Source organism: Bradyrhizobium sp. 25ACV (assembly GCF_054863005.1).
Window position 1 is genome coordinate 667,689 of record NZ_JAVAYO010000001.1, and the last position, 22,334, is coordinate 690,022.

Sequence of the window (22,334 nt, forward strand, 5' to 3'; positions counted from 1 at the left end):
GTCACTCCGCGGCGGCGACATCGGCCGTCGGCAGGCGCGTTGCAGCGGCAAGACCAAGCGATCCGATCGCCAGCGCGCCGACGATCGACGCTCCGCCGATCGCCCAGAACACGGCATCCGGACCGCCGGTGGCTTGCTGGAGGAGACCGATGACATAGGGGCCGAGGATCGCTCCGACACGGCCGATGCCGAGCTCCATCCCGACGCCGCTGGCGCGGAAGCAGGTTTCGTACGAGCCGGCGGTGAAATTGTTGAGGACGTGCTGCGCGCCGATGATGCAGAAGCCGGCAATTGCGACGATGGCGAGATTGACGCCGTGGCCGCTGACGAAGACGAGCGCCAGCACCGCGATCCCGCCGCTCAGCCACCATGTCGCCAGATAGCGCGGCGTCAGCGTAAAATTGCGGTCGGCCAGCATGGCCAGCGTGAGACCGCCGATGAAGGACATCGCCTGCATCAGGGCCCCGAAGCCGAACGAGGCGGCAAAGGTCTCGCCGCGCTTCAGCATCACCGTCGGAATCCAGCTGGTGAGACCGAAGATCGCGAACAGGCTGAGGAACGCCGTGACCCAGATGGTCAGCGAGACGCGGCGATAGCGCGGACCGAGCAAGGCACCGATCGTGCTCTGCGGCGTCCCGCCGCCGACCGCGGCGAATGTCGCAGTCTGGTAGACGGACGCCCGCTCCGGCCGCAATCGCGCAAGCAGTGCGCGCAGCTCCGGGACCCGCGACCTCGTGGCCAGAAATTGCGGGCTTTCGGGCAGGATGGCGTGCGCCACGAAGGTCAGCGGGATCGACAACGCGCCAACATAATAAAGGATCTGCCAGCCGTGTTGCGGCGTCAGGAAAACGCCGACGAGACCGGCGCAGACGCCGCCGAGCGACCAGCCCAGCGTCACGCCCCAGAGCGAGAACGTGTTGCTGACACGCTTCGGCGCAAGCTCGTTGATGAAGGTCGTGCCGAGCGGCAGCAGCACGCCGAGGCCGAGCCCGGTGACGAAGCGGAGGGCGCAGTAGCTCCAGAAATCGTTCGCCAGCACGGCAGTCAGCAGCGTGAAGACGTTGACGATCCACAAGCCCGCGAGCAGCGTGCCGCGCCGGCCGAAGCGATCCGCCACGCTACCGTGTCCGATTGCGCCGAACAGGAATCCGACGAGACCCGAGCTTACCAAAAACCCCGCCTGGCTTGGTGCGAGCCCCCAGGGCTGGACCACGTAATGGATGACATAGGCCGGATTGAAGGTGTCATAGCCGTCGAACAGCGTGATGAGCGTGATGAGAATGCCGAGCAGCTTGTGGAACGGGCCGATCGGAGCGGCGGACAATTCCTCATGCACGTCGATTTCGGACGAGATGCTCACGGGGTTCCTCCATGGAAATTGATGAATTGCTCTGCTCTGCGGCAGATTGAATTGAGGCCTTGCCGAGCCCGAACAGGGCGCACGCGTTGTCGCGGCCGATCTTGATGCGGTCGCCTTCGGAGATGGCAGCCGTGTCAAACCAGTCGGCGGCGTGGTCGATGTTCTCGAATGGCCAGTCGGCGGAGAAGAGGATGCGGTCGGCGCCGATTTCGAGCATCGCGTCGATCAGCGCCTGGGTGCGGAAATTGCCCGACGTGGTGATGTAGAAATTTTCCCTGAAGTAGTCGGCGATCTTGCGCCGTGCGGGATAGACTTTCTGCGCCCGCATCCACTTGTTGTGGTTATCGACGCGCCACATCGAATAGGGCAACCCCTCCCCCATGTGGCCGAGGATGATCTGGAGCCGCGGGTGCGCGTCGAATAGGCCGGATCCCATCAGGCGCAACGCATGCACCGCGGTCTCCTGCCCGAACGCCCAGGTTGGGCCGAGCAGCCAGCGATGCCCCTCGTAGATGGCCGCGTCCTTCGGCAACGGATTGCGCGGATGCAGGTAGAAGGGAACGCCGAGACGCTCGACCTCCGACCAGAACGGCCAGAACTCCTTGCGATCGTAATAGATGGCCTGATCGACACCGGCGAGCTCGCTGAAACCGTTGACGAGCGCGCCGCGAAAGCGAAGCGCGCTGACGCAGCGATCGAGTTCGCTTGCCGCCGCCTCGGGATCCTGCATCGGCAGCGCCGCGAGGCCGCGGAAGCGGTCAGGCCGTCTTGCGACCTGCTCCGCCAGAAAGTCGTTAGCGCGGCGCGACAGGTCCAGCGCCCGGTTGCGGTCGGGAATGGCCTGCACGGCGGGCGCGTTCAGCGACAGCAGCATCATCTCGATGCCGTGGGCGTCCATCTCCGCGAGCCGGCGATCGTGGATGTCGAGCAGCCGGGCCTTCAGCTCGACCCAGTCCTCGGTCGGCGCGAAGCCCGCGCTGTCCTGGACGGTCTCGTCCATCGCGAAATGCTCCTCGAGCGCAATCTTTCCCTGCATGGCGTCGTTCCTTCGGCTCCGCTTTCGGCGTTGACAAAGCAAAGCGCCTGATCCAGATACTTGTCAATGAGAAAGTTGCACTTGCAAATGATTGATATGCAAATATTGCATATGCGAAGGTTGACGCTTATTCCGGGCGGAGCTCTCCCGCCAGGACCCAAGCCCGGACCTAAACTCATGTACCGATTTTCGAATTCGCTTCCCTATCTGCTCGCCCGGCTGGGCGTGCGCATGGGCGACCTCTTCGCGCGCGTGATCCGTCACGAGAAGTTGACGCTTCCGATGTACCGCGTGCTGGCCGCTCTATCCGAGCAGGGTCACCCGCTGCGTCTCGGCGAAATCGCCGAGCTGACATCGGCCGACGTGTCTACCTTGTCGCGCATCGTCGCTGAGATGAGCCGTGCGGGCCTGTTGACGCGCGACCGTCCCGAAAACGACCAGCGCAGCCTCCAGGTCGTCCTGACGCCCAAGGGCACCGAGTTGGCGGGAAGGCTGATGCCGCTCGCCGCCTATTATGAAGAAGTCGTCACCGGCAGCATGTCCGCCAAGGAAGCGGCGGAGCTCAAGCGCGTGCTGGTCGAGCTCTACAAGAACATCGACCGGCTCGAGCAGGAAGTCGAAGCCGGATCGATCAAGGTCCCGCCGCCCGCGCGGCCGAAAGAAATCCGCGACGAGCGGCCCGAGGCGAAAGCCAGGACGAGCCAGCCGCGCGGCAGGACATCTAGAAAATAGGGAAACCAAGGAGAGGCCATGCGACAGGATCCCATCATCATTGCAGGCGGCGGCATCGGCGGGCTCGCGGCCGCGATCGCGCTGGCGCAGAAGGGTTTCCAGGTCACGGTCCTCGAGCGCGCGTCGCGCTACCAGGAGATTGGCGCCGGCATTCAGCTCGGTCCCAATGCATTTCACGCCTTCGATCGTCTCGGGCTCGGCGATGCCGCGCGCGCGATTGCCGTCTTCATCGACAAGCTCCGCCTGATGGACGCGATCTCGGCTGAGGAGATCACCCATGTCGATCTCGCCAGCTATTTCCGTAGGCGCTTCGGCAATCCCTACGCGGTGGTCCATCGTGGCGACCTGCACGGCATCTTCGTCCGCGCCGGCGAGGCGCATCCCAATGTCACGCTGCGAACCGACTGCGACGTAGTCGCCTATGAGCAGAACGGCACAGAGGCCTCGGCAGCGCTCAAGTCCAGCGAGCGCGTCACCGGGTGTCTGCTGATCGGCGCGGACGGGCTTCGCTCCCGCATTCGCCAGCAGATGGTCGGCGACGGCGCGCCGCGCATTGCCGGCCACACCACCTATCGCTCGGTCATCCCGACCGAACAGATGCCCGAGGATCTGCGCTGGAACGCGGCGACCCTGTGGGCCGGCGCGAAGTGCCACCTCGTGCACTACCCGCTTTCGGGCTGGAAGGTGTTCAACCTCGCGATCACCTGCCACAACGACCCCGCCGAGGCCTTCGCGGCGAGGCCCGTGACCCACGAAGAAGTCCTCGCAGGTTTTCGGGATGTGCATCCGCGCGCAAAGGCGATCATTCATCACGGAAGGGACTGGAAGGCGTGGGTGACCTGCGACCGCGATCCCACCGAACGCTGGATCGACGGCCGCGTCGTTCTGCTGGGCGATGCCGCGCATCCGATGCTGCAATATTTCGCGCAAGGCGCCTGCATGGCGCTGGAGGACGCGGTTTGTCTCGCTGATGCGCTCGACGAGACGCAGGACGACATCGCGCATGCGCTCGATCGCTACAGGAATGCCCGCCTGCTGCGCACCGCGCGCGTCCAGCTCCAGGCCCGGGAGCTCGGCACTCACGTCTATCACCCGGCCGGCGTCCATGCGCTGCTGCGCAATCAGCTGATGCGCGAGACCAGCCTGGAGCGCTTCTGCGAGAATCTCGCCTGGCTCTATGAGGACCCGTTCTCCGAGCGGCCGTCAGATGCGGCACCGCGAGTCGCGCAGTCCTGAGCCGATGTGGCTTACCCGGCCGGGCTTGGCTCTATCCGAACGTCTGCAGCGCCGGGAACGTTTCCAGCAACCAGATGCTCACATTCGAGACCGCGCCGGTGAGAAAGCCGATGCCGGTGATCACCATCAGGACGCCCATGGCGCGCTCGACATTGACGAGATGGCCCTTCATGCGTGCGAACAGCGCGGAGAACTGCTCGATCATCAGCGCGGCGATCAGGAAGGGAATGCCGAGACCGGCCGAATAGACCGCGAGCAGCCCTGCGCCCTTCGTCACCGTGGCCTCAGCGGCGGCGATCGAAAGGATCGCGGCGAGGATCGGGCCGATGCAGGGCGTCCAGCCGAAGGCGAAGGCGAGCCCCATGATGTAGGCGCCCCAGAGGCCGACCGGTTTGGGGATCGGCAGCCGTCCCTCGCGCATCAACAGGCCGATGCGCGTCAATCCGAGAAAGTGCAGGCCCATGATGATGATGACGATGCCGGCGAGGATCGACAACTCGGCCGACCAGGCCCGGATCAGCCCGCCGACCAGCGAGGCGCTGGCGCCGAGCGCGACAAACACCGTGGAGAAGCCGAGCACGAACAGGAGCGCCGACATCATGATCGCGCGCTTGGAGGCCGAGCCCTTCTCGTCGCTCTCGACATGCTCGATCGTGGCGCCCGTCAGGTAGATCAGGTAGGGCGGGACCAGGGGCAGGACGCATGGCGAGAGGAAGCTGACGAGGCCGGCAATCAGCGCCGCCGGGATCGAAACATTTTGCATGATGCCGTCTGAGCCATCTCAGGCACCGGTGCAGCGCGCCGGGAATGCGCGCGGCCCGGAGCCGAACCGGCTCTGGTGTAACCGATGCCGGAGAATGCGCAACAGAGGCGCACCAAACCAGGGCTCCTCCCGATGCCGCCTGCGATCACAGGTGCGGCATCGGGACGCGCACAAACCTCGCCAAAAAGCGAGATTCGGCGGCGCGGCTACTTCACCACGCGGAGCAGCGGACGCCGGGGCTGGTCCTGCGTCTGCTTGGAAGGGGACGGCGGCTCGCTCGCAGCGCTCCGCAGCATTTCGTCGCACAGTGCCTTGAGATCGGCACTGTCAATTCCTTTGAGTTTCATCCTGACGTCGAGGATGACAATGGACAGCAGCTCGGCCGACTCACGGCTGTCGCACGCGTTGAGAACCCTGCGGCACCCCTCGAGCGTTTCCAGCACCGACTGCAACTGTTCGTCTGAATGCGACACCGGCGTTCTTTCCGTTAATTCGGCCTGCGAGACGTGTTGGTGACGACCCCTTCGGCCCCCATGGAATACGGAGGATAGCACGAGGCCACCGCGCCTCTGAACCTGATTTCAGTGGGTTTCTGCCGCGGAACTGCGGTTTCGGCTAACATCGCCGCGCTGCGCCGTTGGCCATGGTCGAAACGGTCCGAGAGCAAACGCCCAGCGCGCTGTGATTGATCCATTGAGAGAGATGGCGCCGGCTTTCGCGCAAGCACACTCGTTGCCAACAGCGCCTGCAATCCCGCAGCCATTTCACGGCTCGCAACGGAACTCACGCCACACCCCTCATCCGGGCAATGGCCTGCCCGATTCCCAACTCTTGGCAGCACTCAGATACCACCCACCGGTAGTAAGGATGACGTTCAAAACTCGTCATCCCCCAACCCGCAGTGGTTGTGGTTTGCGCCAGATTCTGCCACTTTAGCCAACCGAAGGGAATTGTATGCAGTCCTTGGCGGAAAGGGGCGTTCCTGTGGCGGAACGCCCAAAAACAAATCTCAGCGGCCTCTCTGATTGGGATGCGGCCCGCATATTCCTTGAAGTCGTCCGATGCGGAAGTTTCCGATCGGCGGCCGAGCGCCTGTCGCTGTCGATCAACGCCGTGCGCCGGCGAATCGACGATTTCGAACGCCAGACCGGCACCACACTCTTCACCCGTGATGTCCATGGCACTCATCTCACCGATGAGGGCGCGCTCGTGGTCTCCGCCGTCGAGCGCATGGAGGCCGCCACCTTCGACGTGCTGCGCGCCAGCGATTCGATGGCCAACGCCCTGTCCGGCGAGGTGCGCGTCGCCGTGACCGAGGGGCTCGGCACGTTCTGGCTCGCCCCGCGCCTGGTCGAATTCCAGCAGGCCTATCCGAAGATCCTGGTCGACCTGCATTGCGCGATGCGCTCGGCCGACGTCTCGCGCCACGAGGCCGACGTCGCCATCCATCTGTCGCGTCCCTCGGCGCTCGACATCAAGCTGGTCCGGCTCGGTCGCATGCATCTGATGTTCTGGGCCTCCGAGAAATACATCGAGAAGCATGGCGCGCCGCGCTCGGCGGCGGAATTGATCAAGCATCGCCTGGTGCTGCAATTCGCCGACCAGCTTGCCGCCAAGGAATCCTTCGAGAGCTTCTTCCCGGGCGTATCGGAACGTGACCTTCTGGTCATGAAGACCAACGTCTCAAGCGCCAACTACTGGGCGGTCGCGAATGGCGCCGGCATCGGCGTCTTCCCGAGCTACGCCATTGCGCTTGGCGGGAAGTTGATTCCACTGGAGGTCGAGTTGAACCGACCGCTGGATATCTGGTTGTCCTACCATCCCGGTAGCGGCCGTATTCCACGCGTGCGGCACATGATTGATTGGCTGATCGAAGCTTTCAGTCCGGCTCGCTTCCCGTGGTTTAAGGAAGAGTTCGTGCATCCGCATGAATTCAAGGACTCGTATATGGGCGAACCCCTGACCCAGCTCTTCGGGGGATTTTCAACCGAAGAACAAAGGTGAAAACGAAGATGAAAGCAGCGGCGAAAAGAATGAAGCAGCGCAGTGCTGGCAAGCCGGACATCGAGCTTGGCAAGCGGATTCGTCTGCGGCGCGTCGAGATGAAGATCTCGCAGGCCGAGCTCGGCGAGAAGCTCGGCGTCAGCTTCCAGCAGGTCCAGAAATACGAGAAGGGCGTCAATCGCGTCGGCGCAGCTCGTCTGCAGCAGATCGCTTCCGCCCTCGACGTGCCCGTGACCTTCTTCTACGATGGTGACAACAAGGCGCGCGAAGTCGAGAGCCTGCTGTTCCTCGATTCGGCCTTCAGCCTCCGCCTGCTGCGCGCCTACAGCAAGATCAAGGACCAGACCGTGCAGCGTCAGTTGGTCTCGCTGATGGAATCGATCGCGGCGAACGAGAGCTGAGGCCGTCGACGGTCTGGCCTTTGCGGCCGATCTTCAATCCGCCGCGTCGCGGGGACGCGGCCGGATTGAACGATCATATTCCGGCTCGCGCGCTTGCGCGCGGCCTTTGCGGGGCGGCACGACCGCCCCTTTTTTTTGCGCGCGCGACACTCGGGACGACGCGCCATGCAATCCCGGTACAGGCGGATGCAGACTCGCCCACCCTGCCGCGGTTGACCCCGGAAGCGCCAGCGCAGCACATTGCCCCTCGCACATGACGAGCGAGCAAGCGATGTCCGACATATTCAGCACGACCGGTACACCCTACGCGGACGGCAAGATTCTCCAGCACACCACCGACGGCGTCGGCGTGATCACCTTCAACAATCCCGACAAGCGCAACGCGATGTCGCTGGAGATGTGGGAGGGATTTGGCGAGGCCTTGACGAGCCTGCGCGACGACGAGACGGTGCGCGTCGTGATCCTGCGCGGGGCCGGCGGCAAGGCCTTTGTCTCCGGCGCCGACATCAGCCAGTTCGAGAAGACCCGCCATAACGCGGCAGCGTCCGAGGAATATGCCAGGCGCAGCGCCGCCCAGCGCGCACTGCTCGCAGACTATCCCAAGCCGACGATTGCCTGCATCGAGGGTTTTTGCCTCGGCGGCGGCATGCAGGTCGCGATGCTCGCCGACATCCGCATCGCCGCGCACGGCAGCCAGTTCGGCATTCCCGCGGCCAAGCTCGGCATCGCCTATGGCTTCGACGGCCTGCGGCACCTGGTGTCGCTGGTCGGCCCGTCCTGGGCGCGGCTTCTGATGTACACGGGCATGCGCATCGATTCCGCCGAAGCGCTGCGCATTGGCCTTATCGAGCGCGTGTTCCCGGTCGACGAGTTCTGGGGCGAGACCATGACGATTGCCGAGACGATCTCGCAGAACGCCCCGCTCGCGATCAAGGCCGCTAAGATCACCATCGCGCAGGTGCTGAAGGATGAGAGTCAGCGCGACATGGACGCGATCAAGGCGATCGGCAATGCCTGCATGGATTCCCGGGATTTTCGCGAGGGCCGGCAGGCCTTCATGGAAAAGCGCAAACCGCAGTTCCAGGGGCGTTGAAGCTGAACCGACGTTCAGGAAGATTAAATTCCTCGTGCAGCTCCGCGCGGTAGCAACTAGTTGATCTGACGAAAGTTCTCCCGCCACAACGAGGGAGATCGCGATGACAATGAAATCTGCTGTTCTTGCTCTGGCTGCCATCGGCGGTGTGGCGCTCGCGTCGGGCGAGGCGCTCGCAGCCATGCCGAATGGCATCCCGCAGGCGGACAAGATTGCAAGCGGTCCGGCCGCTGACATCGATCAGGTGCGCTGGGTGTGCAACCCGTGGGGCCGCTGCTTCTGGCGTCCGAACTATTACGGCGCCTACGGCTATTACGGCGGCCCGCGACGCTTCTACGGCCCGCGCCCGTGGGGCTGGGGCCATCGCCACCACCATTGGCGCCGCTGGTGAACGACAAAGGGGCCGCAAGGCCCCTTTTTCTTTGAGATGAACCGGCGCCCGCGGCTCGACTGCTTTTCAGAGCGCCGCGAGCACCGCTTTCGTGATGTCCGCGGTGCCGTTGCTGCCGCCGAACTCCATCGGCTTGATGCCGCCCGCATAGACCTGATCCACCGCACGCTCGATCGTCTCGCCGGCTTCCGCCGCGCTCTCGACGCCGTGCTTGTCGGCGAGCCAGTCCAGCATCATCGCCGCCGACAGGATCATGCCGGTGGGATTGGCCTTGCCCTGCCCCATGATGTCGGGCGCGGTGCCGTGGCAGGGCTGGAACACGGCATATTTGTCGCCGATGTCCGCCGACGGCGCCATGCCGAGACCGCCGATCAGGCTCGCAGTGATGTCGGAGACGATGTCGCCGAACATGTTCTCCATCACCATCACGTCGAAATCCCAGGGACGCTTCACCAGCATGGCCGAGCAGGCATCGACATAGAGCCGATCGGTCTTCACGTCGGGATGCTTCTTGGCGATCTCGTCGAAAATGCCGCGAAAGAACGCGAACGCCTTGAACACGTTCGCCTTGTCGACGCAGGCAAGCGCGCCGGGCTTGCCGCGCGCCTTGCGCCGCTCGGCGAGGCGGAACGAGAAGTCGAACAGGCGCTCTGATGTCCTGCGCGTGATCACCATGGTCTCGCGCGCGTCCTCATCGGTGACGACGCCCTTGCCCATCGAGGCGAACAAGCCTTCGGTCGATTCCCGGATCACGACGAGATCGATGCCGCGCGCATCAGCGCCGACGATCGGGCTCGGCACGCCCGGAATGAGGCGCGCCGGTCGCACGCCGGCATAAAGATCGAAGATGAAACGCAGCTCGATCTGCGGCGCGATCTCGGTATTGTCGGGGTAGCGCACCGACGGCAGGCCGCAGGCGCCGAGCAGGATTGCGTCCGCCTCCTCGCACAGCTTGATGGTCGAGTCAGGCATTGACTTGCCGGTGGCCAGATAATTGTTGGCGCCGGCGGGTGCCTCGGTGAAGCGGAAGCGCAAATCCGATTTCTGCTCGATCTTGCGCAGCACCTCGACGGCCGGCGCCATGACTTCGGGACCGATGCCGTCACCGGCGAGCACGGCAATGTGGAAGGCGTTGTTTGCGGACATGGGGTTCCTATAGCGGATGCGTCATCCCGGGGCGGCTCGAAGAGCCGAACCCGGGATCTCGAGATTCCGGGTTCGGTCCTGCGGACCGCCCCGGAATGACAGAAGAAACTACGGCGTCAGCACCGTGCGCCCGACCACCGCGCCCTGCTGCAATTGCACCAGCGCGTCGTTGGCCTTGGCGAGCGGTGCCGTCGTCACCGGGATCGGCGGCACCTTCTTGGTGCGGACGAGGTCGAGCAATTCCTGCGTCTCGCGCAGGTTTCCGACATAGCTGCCCTGGATCGTCACGGCCTTGATCGGAATCAGCGGCAGCGCCCAGGTCGCGCCGCCGCCGAACAGGCCGACGATCACGAGCTTGCCGCCCTTGGTCAGGCAGTCGAATCCAAGCTGCGTCGTCGCGGCATTGCCGACGAGGTCGATCACGGCACGGATCGGCCCGCCCGCTTTCTTGGCGAGTTGCTCCAGCGCATCCGGCGCCTTGGGATCGACGGTGGCGAGCGCGCCGGCCTTCTCCGCCGCCTCGCGCTTCCTGGCGTCGATATCGACCATGATCGCGCCCTTGCCGCCCATGGCTTTCAAGAGCGACAGCGCCATCAGGCCGAGCCCGCCGGCGCCGAACATCACGATCGGCGTGTCGAAATGCTGCTCGACCTTTTTCAGCGCGCTGTAGGTGGTGACGCCCGAGCAGGCATAGGGCGCGGTCGTTGCGGGATCGAGTCCCCTGAGATTGAGCAGATAGCGCGGATGCGGCACCAGCATGTGATCGGAATAGCCGCCGTCGCAATAGACGCCGAGCGAGCGCGGCGTCAGGCACATGTTCTCGTCACCGGCGAGGCACGTCGCGCACTTGCCGCAGCCGATCCAGGGATAGACCAGCCCGACATCGCCGAGCTTCAGGTCGCCCTGGTCGGTCGGTTTCACGTCAGGGCCGAAGGCCAGGATTTCGCCGACCGTCTCGTGACCCATGGTCAGCGGCAGATTGATGCCGCGGTCCTTCAGCGACAGCGGCTTGCGGCCATGGCCGAGATCGTAGCCGCCCTCCCAGATGTGGAGGTCGCTGTGGCAGACGCCGGCGGCCTTCACCTTGATCAGCACCTGCGTGCCCGAGGGCTGCGGCGTCGCCTCGTCGAACTCCTGCAGCGGCGCCTTGAAATCGGCGACCTTGAAACTCTTCATCGGCGTTCTCCCGGCATGCTTGTCGTTGTCGCGCCACCATGCCATGGCCGGCGAGGCGAGACAAACCGGTCTTAGTTCAGGTCAGCGGATGATGGCAAGCCGCGAACTGGCCGGGCCCGACTTCGCGCAACTCCGGTATCTCCGCGCTGCATCGCTGATCTGCCCGCGGACAGCGGGTGCGGAAGCGGCAGCCGGACGGCGGCGCAATCGGCGATGGTGGCTCACCCGCCGCCACACTCTCGGCGGGACGCACATCCGGATCGGGCACCGGGATCGCCTGCAACAAGAGCCCGGTATAGGGATGCGCAGGATTTGCGAACAATTGCTCCGACGGACCGACCTCGCAGAGCCGGCCGAGATACATCACCGCGACGCGGTCGCTGACCGCTTTGACCACTGCGAGATCATGCGCGATGAACAACAGCGTGAGGCCGAAGCGTGCTTTCATCTCCTCCAGCAGATTGAGGATCTGTGCGCGGATGGAGACGTCCAGCGCTGAGACCGGTTCGTCGCAGACAATGAATTCCGGATTGAGGACGAGCGACCGCGCGATACAGATGCGCTGGCACTGCCCGCCGGAGAATTCATGCGGCAGGCGGCCCGCCACGAGATCAGGATCGAGCCCGACCGCAGAGAGCACCTCGTGAACCCTGCGCTTGCGCTCGGCGGCATCCTTGACGCCGGCGATGATCAGCGGCTCGGCCACGATGTCGCCGATGCGACGGCGCGGATTGAGCGAGGCGATCGGATCCTGGAAGATCAACTGCACGCGGCGGCGCATCTTGCGCAACGCCTCGCCCTCCATCGCGGTGAGGTCCTCACCGTCGAACAGCACGCGGCCGGATTTGGCGCGGCGCAATTGCAGCACGGCGCGCCCTAGCGTCGACTTGCCGCAGCCGGATTCTCCGACCAGCCCCAGCGTCTCGCCGCGCGCGACCGCAAGGCTGACACCGGACACCGCATGCACCGTCTTGTTGCCGAGACCATATTCGACGACGAGATTGTCGACGTTCAGCAGCGGCTCGGCGCGCGTGGCAAGCTGCATCATGCGCCAACTCCCTCCGTCATCTGGATCGGATGGAAGCAGGCATAGAGATGATCGGGCATCTCGGCGCTCTTCAGGTTGGGCTTGGCCTCATGACAGCGGCTAGCGGCATAGCGGCAGCGCGGCGCGAAGGAGCAGCCCTTTAGCGGTCGTGTCGGATCGGGCGGACGGCCCGAGATCGCGGGCAGCGGCGTATGCGGCGCGGTCTCCAGCTTCGGGATCGCCGCCAGCAGCGCCTCTGTGTAGGGCATGTGCATGCGCCTGAACAGCGCCTGGGTCGGGGCGCGCTCCACCACCCTGCCCGCATACATCACGGCGACCTCGTCGGCGCGGCCCGCGACCACACCGAGATCGTGGGTGATGATGATCATCGCCATGTGGCGGCGGCGCTGCTCGCGCGCGAGCAGATCGAGGATCTGTGCCTGGATGGTGACGTCGAGCGCGGTGGTCGGCTCGTCCGCGATCAGCAGCTTCGGTTCGCAGGACAACGCGATCGCAATTGCGATGCGCTGGCGCATGCCGCCGGAACATTGATGCGGATATTGCGCGAGCCGCTGCTCAGGCGCCGGAATACCGACAGCCGCCAGCAGCTCGATGCTGCGCTTCCGCGCCGCGGGAGCATCGAGCTCGAGATGCTCCTGGATCGTCTCCATCAACTGCGTGCCGATGGTCAGAACCGGGTTGAGCGAGGTCATGGGGTCCTGGAACACGACTGCGAGATCGCGCCCGCGCAAGCGACGCAAGCGTTCCGCATCGAGCCGCACCAGATCCTGGCCGTCGAACATCACGCGGCCCGTGAGCTTTGCTTTTTTCGGTAGCAGCTGAAGCACCGCGCGCGAGAGCATGGTCTTGCCGCAACCGGATTCGCCGACGATGCCGAGGGTGCGGCCCGCCTCCAGCGACAGGTCGACGTGATCCACGGCGCGCAGATTACCGCGCGGCGTCGGCAGCTCGACCGCGACGTCCTCGATGGTCAAGAGCGGAGCGCTCACAGCGCCCCCTGACGCGGGTCGGTCAGCGCCCGCAAGGTATCGCCGACCAGATTGAAGGCCAGCACGGTGAGGAACAGTCCGGCCGCCGGCAGGAACGCCAGCCGCGGCGCGACGTCGAGGCTGTCGCGTCCCTCGCCGATCATGCTGCCCCAGCTCGCCATCGGCGGCGGCACGCCGAGACCGAGGAACGACAGCGCCCCCTCGACCACGATGGTGACGGCGACGCCGAGCAGGAAGAAGGCCAGCAGCGGCAGGATCACGTTCGGCAACAGCTCGCGCAGCAGGATGCGCGCATGGCTGGCACCTAATGCCTCGGCAGCGATCACGAATTCGCGTCGCGCCAGCGTCAACGTCGCGGCCCGCGCCACACGCATGAAGGCGGGAATGCCGAGCACGCCGAGGATCAGGGTGAGGTTGGGGACGGACTGACCGAGATAAGCCGTCACCGCGAGCGCGAAGATCAGCGGCGGAAAGGCGAGCAGCACGTCCATGCTGCCGACCACCAGCGTCTCAAACCGGCCGCGGAAATAGCCGGCGAGCAGGCCGAGCGCGCCGCCGAGCGTAAGGCCGATCATCGGCGCGATCAGCCCGACGGTCAGCGACACGCGCGCGCCAAAAATCAGGCGGGCGAGCTCGTCGCGGCCGAGTCCGTCGGTGCCGAGCCAATGCTCGCCGGAGAACGCGGCGCGGCGCTCCAGCATGTCCATGTCCACGGGGTTCTGCAGCGGCAGCACCGGCGCAAGGATCGCGAGCGCAAGGATAATCGCAAGCCAGGTGCTCGCGAGCCAGAACAGCAGGCCGAGCCTGCGCTTGCGGCCGACGGGCACGGGCGCCGCCTCGTCCTGCATCGAGAGCTCAAGCGTGGCCATGGCGGATCCTGGGGTCGAGCACGGCGTAGAGCATGTCGACGATGAAATTCACGATGACGAAGCCGCAGGCGACCAGCAGCACCACGCCCTGGAGGATGACCAGGTCGCGGGTGTAGATCGCCCCGACCAGAAGCCGGCCGATGCCGGGCAGCGCGAAGATCGATTCCACGATCAGCGTGCCGCCGAGCAGACGGCCGATATTGATGCCAGTCACCGTCACCAGCGTCAGCGACGAGGGCTTGAGCGCATGCACGAACAGGATACGCGCGGGCTTGAGACCCTTGGCCTTGGCGAGCGCGATATAATCCTCCTGCAAGGTCGCGATCATGTCGGAGCGCAGCACCCGCATGATTCCCGGCCATTCCGCCAGTGCCAGCGTCAGTGCCGGCAGCACGAAAAAGCGCAGATTGGCCAGCGGCGCCTCGGTGAACGGCACATAGCCGGTCGCCGGCAGCCAGTGCAGTTCGACCGCGAACAGATAGATCAGCAGGATCGCCACCAGGAAGGACGGCATCGACAGCATCGCGAACGCGCTGCCGGTCATGAAACGGTCGAAGGCGCCGCCGGCACGCGCAGCGCATGCGATCGCGACGGGAACGCCGATCACGAGGCCAATGAACTCAGCCATCAGCATCAATTGAAGTGAAACCGGAATGCGCTCGGCCACCGCCTGCAACACCGTCTGCCCGGTGCGGAACGAGCGGCCGAGATCGCCCTGCAAGACGTGACCGAGCCAGCTCAAATAGCGCCACCACAGCGGCTGGTCGAGCCCCATGTCGCGGCGCAGCGCCGCGACATTCTCCGGCGTCGCCTGATCGCCGAGGATGACGAGAGCGAGATCGCCCGGCAGCAGCGAGGCGATCAGGAATGTCAGCAGAGAGACGGCGAGCAACACCGGCAGCATGCCAAGCAGCCGCCGAACGACGAAGTTCAGCATCGCGCGTTCATTCCAGCCAGGTCCGCGAAACGTCGATCACGCCGTTGTAGATCTTGGGGAAGCCCTTCAGCTTGGCGCTCGACAGCGCGTAATAGGTGTTCTGGAAGGTCCAGAACCAGATCGCCTCCTTGTTGATCAGGCGGCTGATGGCGCAGTAATCCTCGGTGCGCTGGCCGAGGTCGGCAGTGACGCGGGCGTGGTCCAGCAGCTTGTCGAGCTCAGGATTTGAGTATCCGGCCAATGCCAGCGGGCTGCCGCTGCGGAAATTCGCGTACATCTGCGGATCGGGATCAGCGAGATCGACGATGCGCCACGGCGTCATCTGGAACTGGCGGGTGAAGGCGCGCGAGGGAATGGTGGCCTGATCGACCTGCTCGATCTCCATATTGGCACCGGCGCGTTTCCAGAACTGCTGGAGCACCTGGCCGATCATCCGACCGCGCGGCGTCGCAGTCACCAGCGTCTTGAACTCGACCGGCTTGCCGTAATCCTTGATCAGCGCCTTGGCCTTCTCGACATCGAACGGCAGCGCGCCGTCGTCCTTGCATTTGACCCAGGAGCCATCGCCATAGGGATTGGTCGCGGGCCGGCTCAGGCCGTTGCTGATCGCCTGCGACATTTTCGGGCGGTCGAGCGCCATCACCAGCGCCTGACGCACGCGGACATCGTCGAACGGCGCGACCTTGGTGTTGAAGGCGTAGACCTGCGCGCCCGAGCCCTTGTAGGTGTGCACCGTGAGCTTGGATTCCTTCTGCGCCCTCATGATGTTGTCGGCGTCGTTCTCGTCGTCCCAGATGATGTCGGCCTCGCCCGATTGCAGCGAGGCGAAGCGCGACTGCGCATCGGGCAGCGGCTTTAAGATGATGCGGTCGAGATAGGGAAGGCCCTTGTCCCAGTAGTTGGGGTTCTTCTCCAGCACCATGCGGTCGCCGGCGGTCCATGATTTCAGGATGTAGGGACCGGTGCCGACGGGATTGCGATTGTAATCGTCGCCCTTGGTCTTCCAGGCGGTCGGCGACTGAATGACGTTGTTGGAGCTCTGGATCGTGATCACCGCTGGCAGGTTCACCGAGGGATCGGTGAGCTTGTAGACGAGGGTGTTGTCGTCGGGCGCCAAGACCTCCTTGACGTTGGTGATGTAGAAGGCGCAGCGGCATTTGTTGGCCGGGTCCTTTTGCCGGTCGAAATTCTCCTTGAAGGCCTGCGCATTGAACGGTGTGCCGTCATGGAATTTCACGCCATCGCGCAGCTTGAAGGTCCAGGTCATGTAGTCGTCGGAATGAGTCCAGGACACCGCGAGCTTCGGCGCGGCTTCGCCCTTGTCGTCGAGCGTGGTCAGCGTATCGAAGATCGCTGCGGCCGCGGTGAAGGTGGAGGTGTCGTAGACGCCGACCTTGAGTGGATCGAAGCCCGCAATCTCCAGCTCCTGGCCGACGGTGATGCTGCCGCCCGGCTTCTGTGCCTGCGCCGGCCCGGCCAGCGGAAGGAGGGCAAATGCCGCAACAAGGAAAATCGGCGCGTGCTTGCGCGCTGCGGCAGCAATGTTCGTCATGGTTCCTCCCGGGATCCCTCGTCCGATGTTTCGGATCGTTGAATGACTGGGGACGAGATTGGCGACAAAAGCTCGCCACGGCAAGAGGAACGCGCGACAGATCACACGCCGCACGTGCGGCGTAATGGTGCTCAGCCTGTCGCGGCAGTTTTGCCTGTCGGAATTGATGCATCGTCGGCGAGGCTGATCTCCTCGCGCAGCGCATCCGTATGCTCGCCGAGCACGGCCATCGTCTTGGCCGGCGTGGTATCAGCACCCGACATCCGGAATGGCAGGTTGAGCACCTGAAAGGAGCCGCCCTCGTCACGCACCTCGGAGAGCGCCTGCCGGTGCGCAAGCTGCGGATCGGCCAGCGCCTCGGACACGGTGCGATAGGCCGACGCCGGCACGCCGGCAGCCCCTAGCGCTGTGAGACACGCATCGGTCGTGAGTTCCCGCGACCAGGCTTCGACGCCGTCCATCACCTCCGCCCAATTGTCGCGGCGCGCGGCATAGGTCGCAAAGCGCGGATCGGAGATCCATTCGGGGTGACTGATCACACCCATCAATCCCTGGAACGTCTTTTCGCTGGCGACCGTGATCATGACGTAGCCGCTTGCCGTCTCGGTCGGCCCGAACATCGGGCGCGGCGGCGGCTTCACGGCGAATTGTGCGCTCTGCAATTCGGTCAACGTCAGTGACAGCATCGATTCCAGCATCGACACGTCGATGTGCTGGCCAAGGCCGGTCACGGTCCGCTGATAGAGCGCCGAAGCAATCGCGCCGAAGCCATAGGTGCCGGTGACCACGTCGGCGTGATAGATGCCGCAATAATCAGGGCGATTGCGGCCCGGCTGGTAGGCCAGATGCGCCATATCGTAGCCGGAGGCCGCATGGATCACCGGAGCATAAGCCGGCAGCTCGGCCGAGGGGCCGGTCTGGCCGTAGCCCGAGATCGAGCAATAGATCAGCCTTGAGTTGACGGTGCGCAGCCTGTCGTAGTCGAGCCGCAGACGGTGCATCACGCCGGGGCGAAAGTTCTCGACCAGGATGTCTGATGTCGCGGCCAGCCGGCGCACCGCCTCCTTGCCGTCCTCGGACTTGAGGTCGAGCACGACGCTCTTCTTGCCGACATTGAGCTGGCCGAACGCGGTGCTGCATCCCTTGCGCAGCGGCGGCCGCGTTCGCATCGTCTCCCCGCCGTCGGTCTCGATCTTGATGACCTCAGCGCCCATGTCGGCAAGCATCCGCGCGCAGTGAGGACCGGCAATGGTGGTCGAAAAATCCAGGACCCTGAGCCCTGCGAAGGCTTTTGTCGTCGTCCCCTCATGCTTATCTGCTAGCTGCATGCCTGCTCACGTCCTTGGGTCTTAGGAACTCTCGAAGTTCTCTGTTGTTGATGCGCGACCCTAGAGGGCGGCGGCCGAGTAGGAAAGTGTTTACCGAACCGACGCGCCGCGTGGGTGGGCTTTAAGAATTCCCGGACAACTGGACCCGTTCTTGCATAGCATCGAACGGGATCGACAGAGGGCAGCTGTTCTTGAAGGTCTTGTTCGTCACCACGGAGATGGACGACTTCGTCCGCGTCGGCGGCCTTGGAGCCGTATCCGCTGCGCTGCCCCGCGCCCTTCGCTCCTTTACCGATATCCGGATCATGCTGCCCGGCTATCGCGACATCATCGAGCAACTCACGCATATTCAGATCGTTGGCCGCTGCCCGGCCTTCGCGGAGATGCCGGCCTGCTCGCTCGGACGGGCCGCGACCAAGGACGGCCTGCCGGTCTACGTGCTACTCTGCTCGCAACTCTACGACCGGCCCGGCAACCCCTATGGCGACGAGTCCGGGCGCGACTGGCCCGACAACGACATCCGCTTCGCGCGCTTTGCCTCGGCCGCCGCTGAGCTTGCCATGGGCAAGCTGGACAAGAATTGGGCAGCTGACCTGATCCATGCCAATGACTGGCAGGCCTCGCTCGTGCCGGCTTATCTCGCCTGGCGCGGCTCCAAGCTGCCGTCGATCCTGACCATTCACAACCTCGCCTATCAGGGCCTCTTCCCGAAGGACTCGCTGCGGCGGATCGGCGCACCGGAGAGCTCTTTCCACATCGACGGTGTCGAGTTCTACGACCAACTGTCCTTCCTCAAGGCCGGCCTCGTCTACGCCTCGCACCTCACCACCGTCAGCGGCACCTATGCGCGCGAGATCACCACGGCCGAATTCGGCTGCGGCCTGGAGGGCCTGCTCCGCCTGCGCTCGGACGCGTCCGAGCTCACCGGCATCCTCAACGGCATCGACGAGAGCTGGGACCCGCGCTCCTGCGCCCAGCTCGCCCAGCAGTTCGGCGCCGGCGACTGGGTCGGCAAGAGGGCCAATGCGGATTACGTCCGCAAGCAGTTTGGCTTGGCGGTGTCGCGCGGCCCGATGTTCGGCATCGTCGCGCGCCTCGTCCATCAGAAGGGCATCGACCTCGTGCTGTCGGCGGCCGACGAGATCGTCGATGCCGGCGGGCAGATCGTCGTCACCGGCTCCGGCGAGCCGGCGCTGGAGCAGGCCCTGATCGACGCGCATCGCCGCCGCCCCGACGCCATCGGGGTGGTGATCGGCTTCAACGAAGCCCAGGCGCGCCGCATCTTCGCCGGCAGCGATTTCACCCTGATGCCCTCGCGCTTCGAGCCGTGCGGGCTTAGCCAGATGTACGCCCAGCGCTTCGGCTCGCTGCCGATCGGTCACCAGACCGGCGGCCTTGCCGAAACCATCACCGACGGCGAGACCGGCTTCCTGTTCACGAGGCCCTCGCGCGAGTCCTTCCTCGGCGGTGTCCGCCGCGCGTTCTCGGCCTTCATGGCGCAAGACCAGCTCGACACCATGCGCCGCAGCGCCATGGGGCGATCGTTCTCCTGGAGCATCTCGGCGGGGACCTACAGCGCGCTCTACCGGAAGCTGGCATCGGTGTGAGGCGCGCCGCTCATTCTCCGTCATTGCAAGCGCAGCGAAGCAATCCAGAATCCTTCCGCAGCGACTGTCTGGATTGCTTCGTCGCAAGCACTCCTCGCGATGACGGTGCGGAAAAAGTGTGCGCCTCACTCTCCTCTCGTGCCCCGGACGCAGCGCGTCGCGCTTGCGACGTGGTGCGCTGCTGAGCCGGGGCCCATGTCTCGGCGGAGCTCGTGGCCTCTGGGTCCCGGCTCTGCGCCGCAACGCGCTATGCGCGTTGTGGCTTGTCCGAGACACGAGAAATCGGGCCTTTACCCCTTCCCGCGCACATCCATCTGCGACCGTCCGATCCAGGCGCGGTTGAGGCAGCGGGTCATCCAGTCGGGCTGCGGCTCGCCCCGCAAGCGGGCCTGGGCTTCCTGGTAGGGGCCGACATAGCGCAGCCGGTCCGGCAATGTCGGATAGATGCGCCGGATCCATCGCAGCGCGTTGTCGGCCGATCTGACCTCCCGCTCGCCGAGCTCAAACCCGAAGCCGGCGCGCAATCGTTCCGGCAGCAGGCTCGCCGTGAGCGCGCGATACCATCGTGGCGGCCGCAACCACGGTCGCGCGCCGCTAAAAATCTGCGCCGCGATCTCGCGCGCCGCCGGGCTCACGGTCAGCGTGTCCGACTGCGCCATCGCCGCGGTGTAGGCCGTAAAGCCCGACCAGTCCGCGGGCAGATCATCCGCCGTCAATCCGAACAATGCACCGAACGTCCGACTCTCGGTCCAGTAGCGCTCGCGCTCCTCCACCGAGAATGGCGGCAGAACCAGCTCGTGCGCCATCAGCGCCGTCTCGACCAGCGTCGCATGGACCCAACGCAGCGAGGGGATATCGTTGGCGCTGTAGCGCGAGCCTGCCGCAAAGGGACCGACCGTCTCGGGCATCTCTCCGACGATCATGCTGTGCCGCCGATGCAGCTGCCGGGACGAGCGCAAGGCACGGTCGAGTGAGCCGAACACCATGGCAAAGACGATGTCGAAGGTGCGATGGAAGCGGCCGATCGGATCGGCAAGGGTTTTCGAATGCTCGGCGATGGCGGCGGCGACCCAGGGATGCGCCAGTTGCAGCAACAGCGCGCGTCCCGCGCCGAGAAAGATGACGGCCTCCCGGTCGATCCGCCAGGTCAGCGTATCAGGACCGAAAACGCCCGCCACCGGTCCCGCCGCGTGGGCGCGGACCAGATCGAGCGTTGCCTCGAGATCCTTTTCAGCGACCAATTGCAAGCCTCGCGACGAAGACGCGGCAACAATAGCCCAGACCGTGCCGTCGGGAAATCGTCACTGCGCAAGACAATAACGCGCAAAGCCCTCACTCCGCCGCAATCGGCATCTCGTCCGTATGCTCATGCAGCACAACGCCGGCAAGCGGATCGAATTCGCCGATCCAGGGCTTGCGTGCCAGGACCGATCGCGTGTGAGCGTAACCAGCGTGCCAGCGCCGTGTGATCCCCGACGGACTGAAGTCGATATCCTTGGTATGGGTCTCGCGCTCGAGCTGCGGCGCCAGCAGCCGTACCACATGCATGCGGGTCGGACAGCCATAGCTCATCAACTCTCTCACCGCAGGATCGCTGCGCTCGCTCTCCGGAAGCCGTGCCGCAAGCTGGTTGATGACATGGCGCAGGCGATGGGCCTGCTGCTGGCGCGCAATCTGGCTCGAAATGCGGCTGGAATATTGCACGTCCTTGTGCCGGTTCAGCACCTCCGCGATCGTGTTCGGCTCGGCCCCGACGGGATTCCACAAATGCACGGAGAAGATCAGCGAATCCCTGCGCGGATTATCGTCGAACACCGCTTCCGTCGGCGTGTTCGACAGGATGCCGCCGTCCCAATAGAGCTCGCCGTCGATGCGCACCGCCGGGAAAGCCGGCGGCAGCGCGCCCGACGCCATCACATGCTTCACCGTGAGTTCACTGTTGCGGCTGTCGAAATAGCGCATTTCACTGGTGCCGACATGAGCCGCACCGACCGTCAGGCGCGGGGCACAGCGATTGGCGAGATCGAAATCGACCAGCTCGCTCAGCGTCTTCTCCAGCGGCGCGGTCGAATAATAGCCCGCGTTGTCGGCACCGAGCGGATAGGCATCGCCCGCATGCGCCAATGGATTGGGCCAGAAGAAGCCGCGAATGCCGCCGGTGACAGTCGACCAGTAAGCGAGCCTGTCGTTGAAGTCGGGAAAGGCACCGCCCAGGGTCCAGACCGGGGTCTGCTCCATCCGCTTCCAGAATTCCTTCAGGCGCGCAAGCCGTTGCTCCGGCACGTTGCCGGCAATCAGGCTCGCGTTGATGGCGCCGATCGAGGTGCCGATGACCCAGTCCGGCTCTATGCCGGCCTCGTGCAGCGCCTGGTAGACGCCCGCCTGATAGGAGCCGAGCGCACCACCCCCCTGAAGCACCAGCACGACCTGACCTGGGATATCCGCACCTTTGCCCTTCATGCCGTTCATGGTTCGCTCCTGGTGAGCCTGCACCGGCCGAATTTTCGTCGGACGCGGCGGCATTGTTACCCGCGATCATTTTAAGAGATGGCGGGATCTTTTGAAATGCCGGTTGGCTTCCAAGTCCATGCGTCCGTGCTATCGCGCGTGGGATGTCATTTCTGGCTCCGATCGGCTAGATTTGAGGTCGATTTCGCTGGGAGCCG

General features: G+C 64.8%; 21 protein-coding genes. 7 read left to right on the plus strand and 14 right to left on the minus strand.

Translation table 11 applies throughout. The annotated features are described in order from the left end of the window. Position 1: 1 nt before the first annotated feature. Positions 2-1,360 (minus strand): MFS transporter, encoded by a 1,359-nt coding sequence (locus RAD04_RS02920; RefSeq protein ID WP_461622550.1) that lies wholly within the window; start codon positions 1,358-1,360, stop codon positions 2-4. After that, a complete protein-coding gene (locus tag RAD04_RS02925) occupies positions 1,329-2,396 on the minus strand; it encodes an amidohydrolase family protein (protein WP_461622551.1) in 1,068 nt (355 codons plus the stop codon). Before RAD04_RS02925 ends, RAD04_RS02920 begins: the two co-directional genes overlap by 32 nt. 177 nt (positions 2,397-2,573) lie before the next feature. Here RAD04_RS02925 and RAD04_RS02930 point away from each other — a divergent pair, with 177 nt between their 5' ends. Then, positions 2,574-3,128 carry a MarR family winged helix-turn-helix transcriptional regulator gene (locus RAD04_RS02930; protein ID WP_177237259.1) on the plus strand — a complete coding sequence of 185 codons (555 nt, stop codon included), beginning with the start codon at positions 2,574-2,576 and terminating at the stop codon, positions 3,126-3,128. Between the two features lie 18 nt (positions 3,129-3,146). Continuing rightward, positions 3,147-4,364, plus strand: a complete 1,218-nt coding sequence (locus tag RAD04_RS02935) for a 3-hydroxybenzoate 6-monooxygenase (RefSeq protein WP_461622552.1) — start codon at positions 3,147-3,149, stop codon at positions 4,362-4,364. A gap of 31 nt (positions 4,365-4,395) precedes the next feature. Here RAD04_RS02935 and RAD04_RS02940 read toward each other — a convergent pair whose 3' ends face one another. After that, on the minus strand, positions 4,396-5,127 hold the full coding sequence (locus tag RAD04_RS02940; RefSeq protein WP_461622553.1) for a cytochrome c biogenesis CcdA family protein: 732 nt from the start codon (positions 5,125-5,127) through the stop codon (positions 4,396-4,398). Positions 5,128-5,333: 206 nt separating this feature from the next. Continuing rightward, complete coding sequence (locus RAD04_RS02945) at positions 5,334-5,600, minus strand: hypothetical protein (protein WP_028143063.1); 267 nt, start codon at positions 5,598-5,600, stop codon at positions 5,334-5,336. 481 nt (positions 5,601-6,081) lie between these two features. Here RAD04_RS02945 and RAD04_RS02950 point away from each other — a divergent pair, with 481 nt between their 5' ends. The 4 genes from RAD04_RS02950 (at position 6,082) to RAD04_RS02965 (ending at position 9,016) form a co-directional block, all read left to right on the plus strand. Further along, complete coding sequence (locus tag RAD04_RS02950; protein ID WP_461622554.1) at positions 6,082-7,131, plus strand: LysR family transcriptional regulator; 1,050 nt, start codon at positions 6,082-6,084, stop codon at positions 7,129-7,131. A gap of 29 nt (positions 7,132-7,160) precedes the next feature. Beyond that, a complete protein-coding gene (locus RAD04_RS02955) occupies positions 7,161-7,532 on the plus strand; it encodes a helix-turn-helix domain-containing protein (protein WP_020608151.1) in 372 nt (123 codons plus the stop codon). A 271-nt stretch (positions 7,533-7,803) separates the two neighbouring features. Next, a complete protein-coding gene (locus tag RAD04_RS02960) occupies positions 7,804-8,625 on the plus strand; it encodes an enoyl-CoA hydratase (protein WP_461622555.1) in 822 nt (273 codons plus the stop codon). 103 nt (positions 8,626-8,728) lie between these two features. Continuing rightward, entirely contained in the window at positions 8,729-9,016 is a 288-nt protein-coding gene (locus tag RAD04_RS02965) for a hypothetical protein (protein WP_461622556.1), read from the plus strand. A gap of 66 nt (positions 9,017-9,082) precedes the next feature. On the opposite strand, the gene RAD04_RS02970 is transcribed toward RAD04_RS02965, so the two are convergent. The 8 genes from RAD04_RS02970 to RAD04_RS03005 all read right to left on the minus strand — a co-directional run bounded on the left by RAD04_RS02970 (position 9,083) and on the right by RAD04_RS03005 (position 18,061). Next, positions 9,083-10,162, minus strand: a complete 1,080-nt coding sequence (locus RAD04_RS02970; protein WP_461622557.1) for an isocitrate/isopropylmalate dehydrogenase family protein — start codon at positions 10,160-10,162, stop codon at positions 9,083-9,085. 108 nt (positions 10,163-10,270) lie between these two features. Continuing rightward, complete coding sequence (locus RAD04_RS02975; protein WP_028143068.1) at positions 10,271-11,338, minus strand: alcohol dehydrogenase; 1,068 nt, start codon at positions 11,336-11,338, stop codon at positions 10,271-10,273. A 76-nt stretch (positions 11,339-11,414) separates the two neighbouring features. Beyond that, a complete protein-coding gene (locus RAD04_RS02980; RefSeq protein WP_461622558.1) occupies positions 11,415-12,386 on the minus strand; it encodes an ABC transporter ATP-binding protein in 972 nt (323 codons plus the stop codon). Beyond that, positions 12,383-13,375 (minus strand): ABC transporter ATP-binding protein, encoded by a 993-nt coding sequence (locus RAD04_RS02985; RefSeq protein ID WP_461622559.1) that lies wholly within the window; start codon positions 13,373-13,375, stop codon positions 12,383-12,385. Before RAD04_RS02985 ends, RAD04_RS02980 begins: the two co-directional genes overlap by 4 nt. After that, on the minus strand, positions 13,372-14,244 hold the full coding sequence (locus RAD04_RS02990) for an ABC transporter permease (protein ID WP_461622560.1): 873 nt from the start codon (positions 14,242-14,244) through the stop codon (positions 13,372-13,374). The genes RAD04_RS02985 and RAD04_RS02990 overlap by 4 nt, the downstream gene beginning before the upstream one ends. Then, complete coding sequence (locus tag RAD04_RS02995) at positions 14,231-15,181, minus strand: ABC transporter permease (protein WP_461622561.1); 951 nt, start codon at positions 15,179-15,181, stop codon at positions 14,231-14,233. Before RAD04_RS02995 ends, RAD04_RS02990 begins: the two co-directional genes overlap by 14 nt. A gap of 7 nt (positions 15,182-15,188) precedes the next feature. Next, positions 15,189-16,733 (minus strand): ABC transporter substrate-binding protein, encoded by a 1,545-nt coding sequence (locus RAD04_RS03000; protein ID WP_461622562.1) that lies wholly within the window; start codon positions 16,731-16,733, stop codon positions 15,189-15,191. Positions 16,734-16,864: 131 nt separating this feature from the next. Next, positions 16,865-18,061 (minus strand): CaiB/BaiF CoA transferase family protein, encoded by a 1,197-nt coding sequence (locus RAD04_RS03005; RefSeq protein ID WP_461622563.1) that lies wholly within the window; start codon positions 18,059-18,061, stop codon positions 16,865-16,867. Positions 18,062-18,252: 191 nt separating this feature from the next. Between RAD04_RS03005 and glgA the strand changes: the two genes are divergently transcribed. Then, entirely contained in the window at positions 18,253-19,668 is a 1,416-nt protein-coding gene (gene glgA / locus RAD04_RS03010) for a glycogen synthase GlgA (protein ID WP_461622564.1), read from the plus strand. Between the two features lie 290 nt (positions 19,669-19,958). Here the strand turns inward: glgA and RAD04_RS03015 are convergent, their stop codons facing one another. Further along, positions 19,959-20,909 carry an oxygenase MpaB family protein gene (locus RAD04_RS03015; RefSeq protein ID WP_461622565.1) on the minus strand — a complete coding sequence of 317 codons (951 nt, stop codon included), beginning with the start codon at positions 20,907-20,909 and terminating at the stop codon, positions 19,959-19,961. Positions 20,910-21,000: 91 nt separating this feature from the next. Continuing rightward, entirely contained in the window at positions 21,001-22,137 is a 1,137-nt protein-coding gene (locus RAD04_RS03020) for a DUF3734 domain-containing protein (protein ID WP_461622566.1), read from the minus strand. Positions 22,138-22,334 lie beyond the last annotated feature (197 nt).

Coding starts and splice junctions, on each gene's coding strand:
- RAD04_RS02935 (WP_461622552.1), top strand. CDS start 3,147: ATGCGACAGGATCCCATCATCATTGCAGGCGGCGGCATCGGCGGGCTC.
- RAD04_RS02950 (WP_461622554.1), top strand. CDS start 6,082: ATGCAGTCCTTGGCGGAAAGGGGCGTTCCTGTGGCGGAACGCCCAAAA.
- RAD04_RS03000 (WP_461622562.1), bottom strand. CDS start 16,733: ATGACGAACATTGCTGCCGCAGCGCGCAAGCACGCGCCGATTTTCCTT.
- RAD04_RS02955 (WP_020608151.1), top strand. CDS start 7,161: ATGAAGCAGCGCAGTGCTGGCAAGCCGGACATCGAGCTTGGCAAGCGG.
- RAD04_RS02960 (WP_461622555.1), top strand. CDS start 7,804: ATGTCCGACATATTCAGCACGACCGGTACACCCTACGCGGACGGCAAG.
- RAD04_RS02965 (WP_461622556.1), top strand. CDS start 8,729: ATGACAATGAAATCTGCTGTTCTTGCTCTGGCTGCCATCGGCGGTGTG.
- RAD04_RS03020 (WP_461622566.1), bottom strand. CDS start 22,137: ATGAACGGCATGAAGGGCAAAGGTGCGGATATCCCAGGTCAGGTCGTG.
- RAD04_RS02995 (WP_461622561.1), bottom strand. CDS start 15,181: ATGCTGAACTTCGTCGTTCGGCGGCTGCTTGGCATGCTGCCGGTGTTG.
- RAD04_RS02940 (WP_461622553.1), bottom strand. CDS start 5,127: ATGCAAAATGTTTCGATCCCGGCGGCGCTGATTGCCGGCCTCGTCAGC.
- RAD04_RS02990 (WP_461622560.1), bottom strand. CDS start 14,244: ATGGCCACGCTTGAGCTCTCGATGCAGGACGAGGCGGCGCCCGTGCCC.
- RAD04_RS03005 (WP_461622563.1), bottom strand. CDS start 18,061: ATGCAGCTAGCAGATAAGCATGAGGGGACGACGACAAAAGCCTTCGCA.
- RAD04_RS02970 (WP_461622557.1), bottom strand. CDS start 10,162: ATGTCCGCAAACAACGCCTTCCACATTGCCGTGCTCGCCGGTGACGGC.
- RAD04_RS02930 (WP_177237259.1), top strand. CDS start 2,574: ATGTACCGATTTTCGAATTCGCTTCCCTATCTGCTCGCCCGGCTGGGC.
- RAD04_RS02975 (WP_028143068.1), bottom strand. CDS start 11,338: ATGAAGAGTTTCAAGGTCGCCGATTTCAAGGCGCCGCTGCAGGAGTTC.
- RAD04_RS02925 (WP_461622551.1), bottom strand. CDS start 2,396: ATGCAGGGAAAGATTGCGCTCGAGGAGCATTTCGCGATGGACGAGACC.
- RAD04_RS02980 (WP_461622558.1), bottom strand. CDS start 12,386: ATGATGCAGCTTGCCACGCGCGCCGAGCCGCTGCTGAACGTCGACAAT.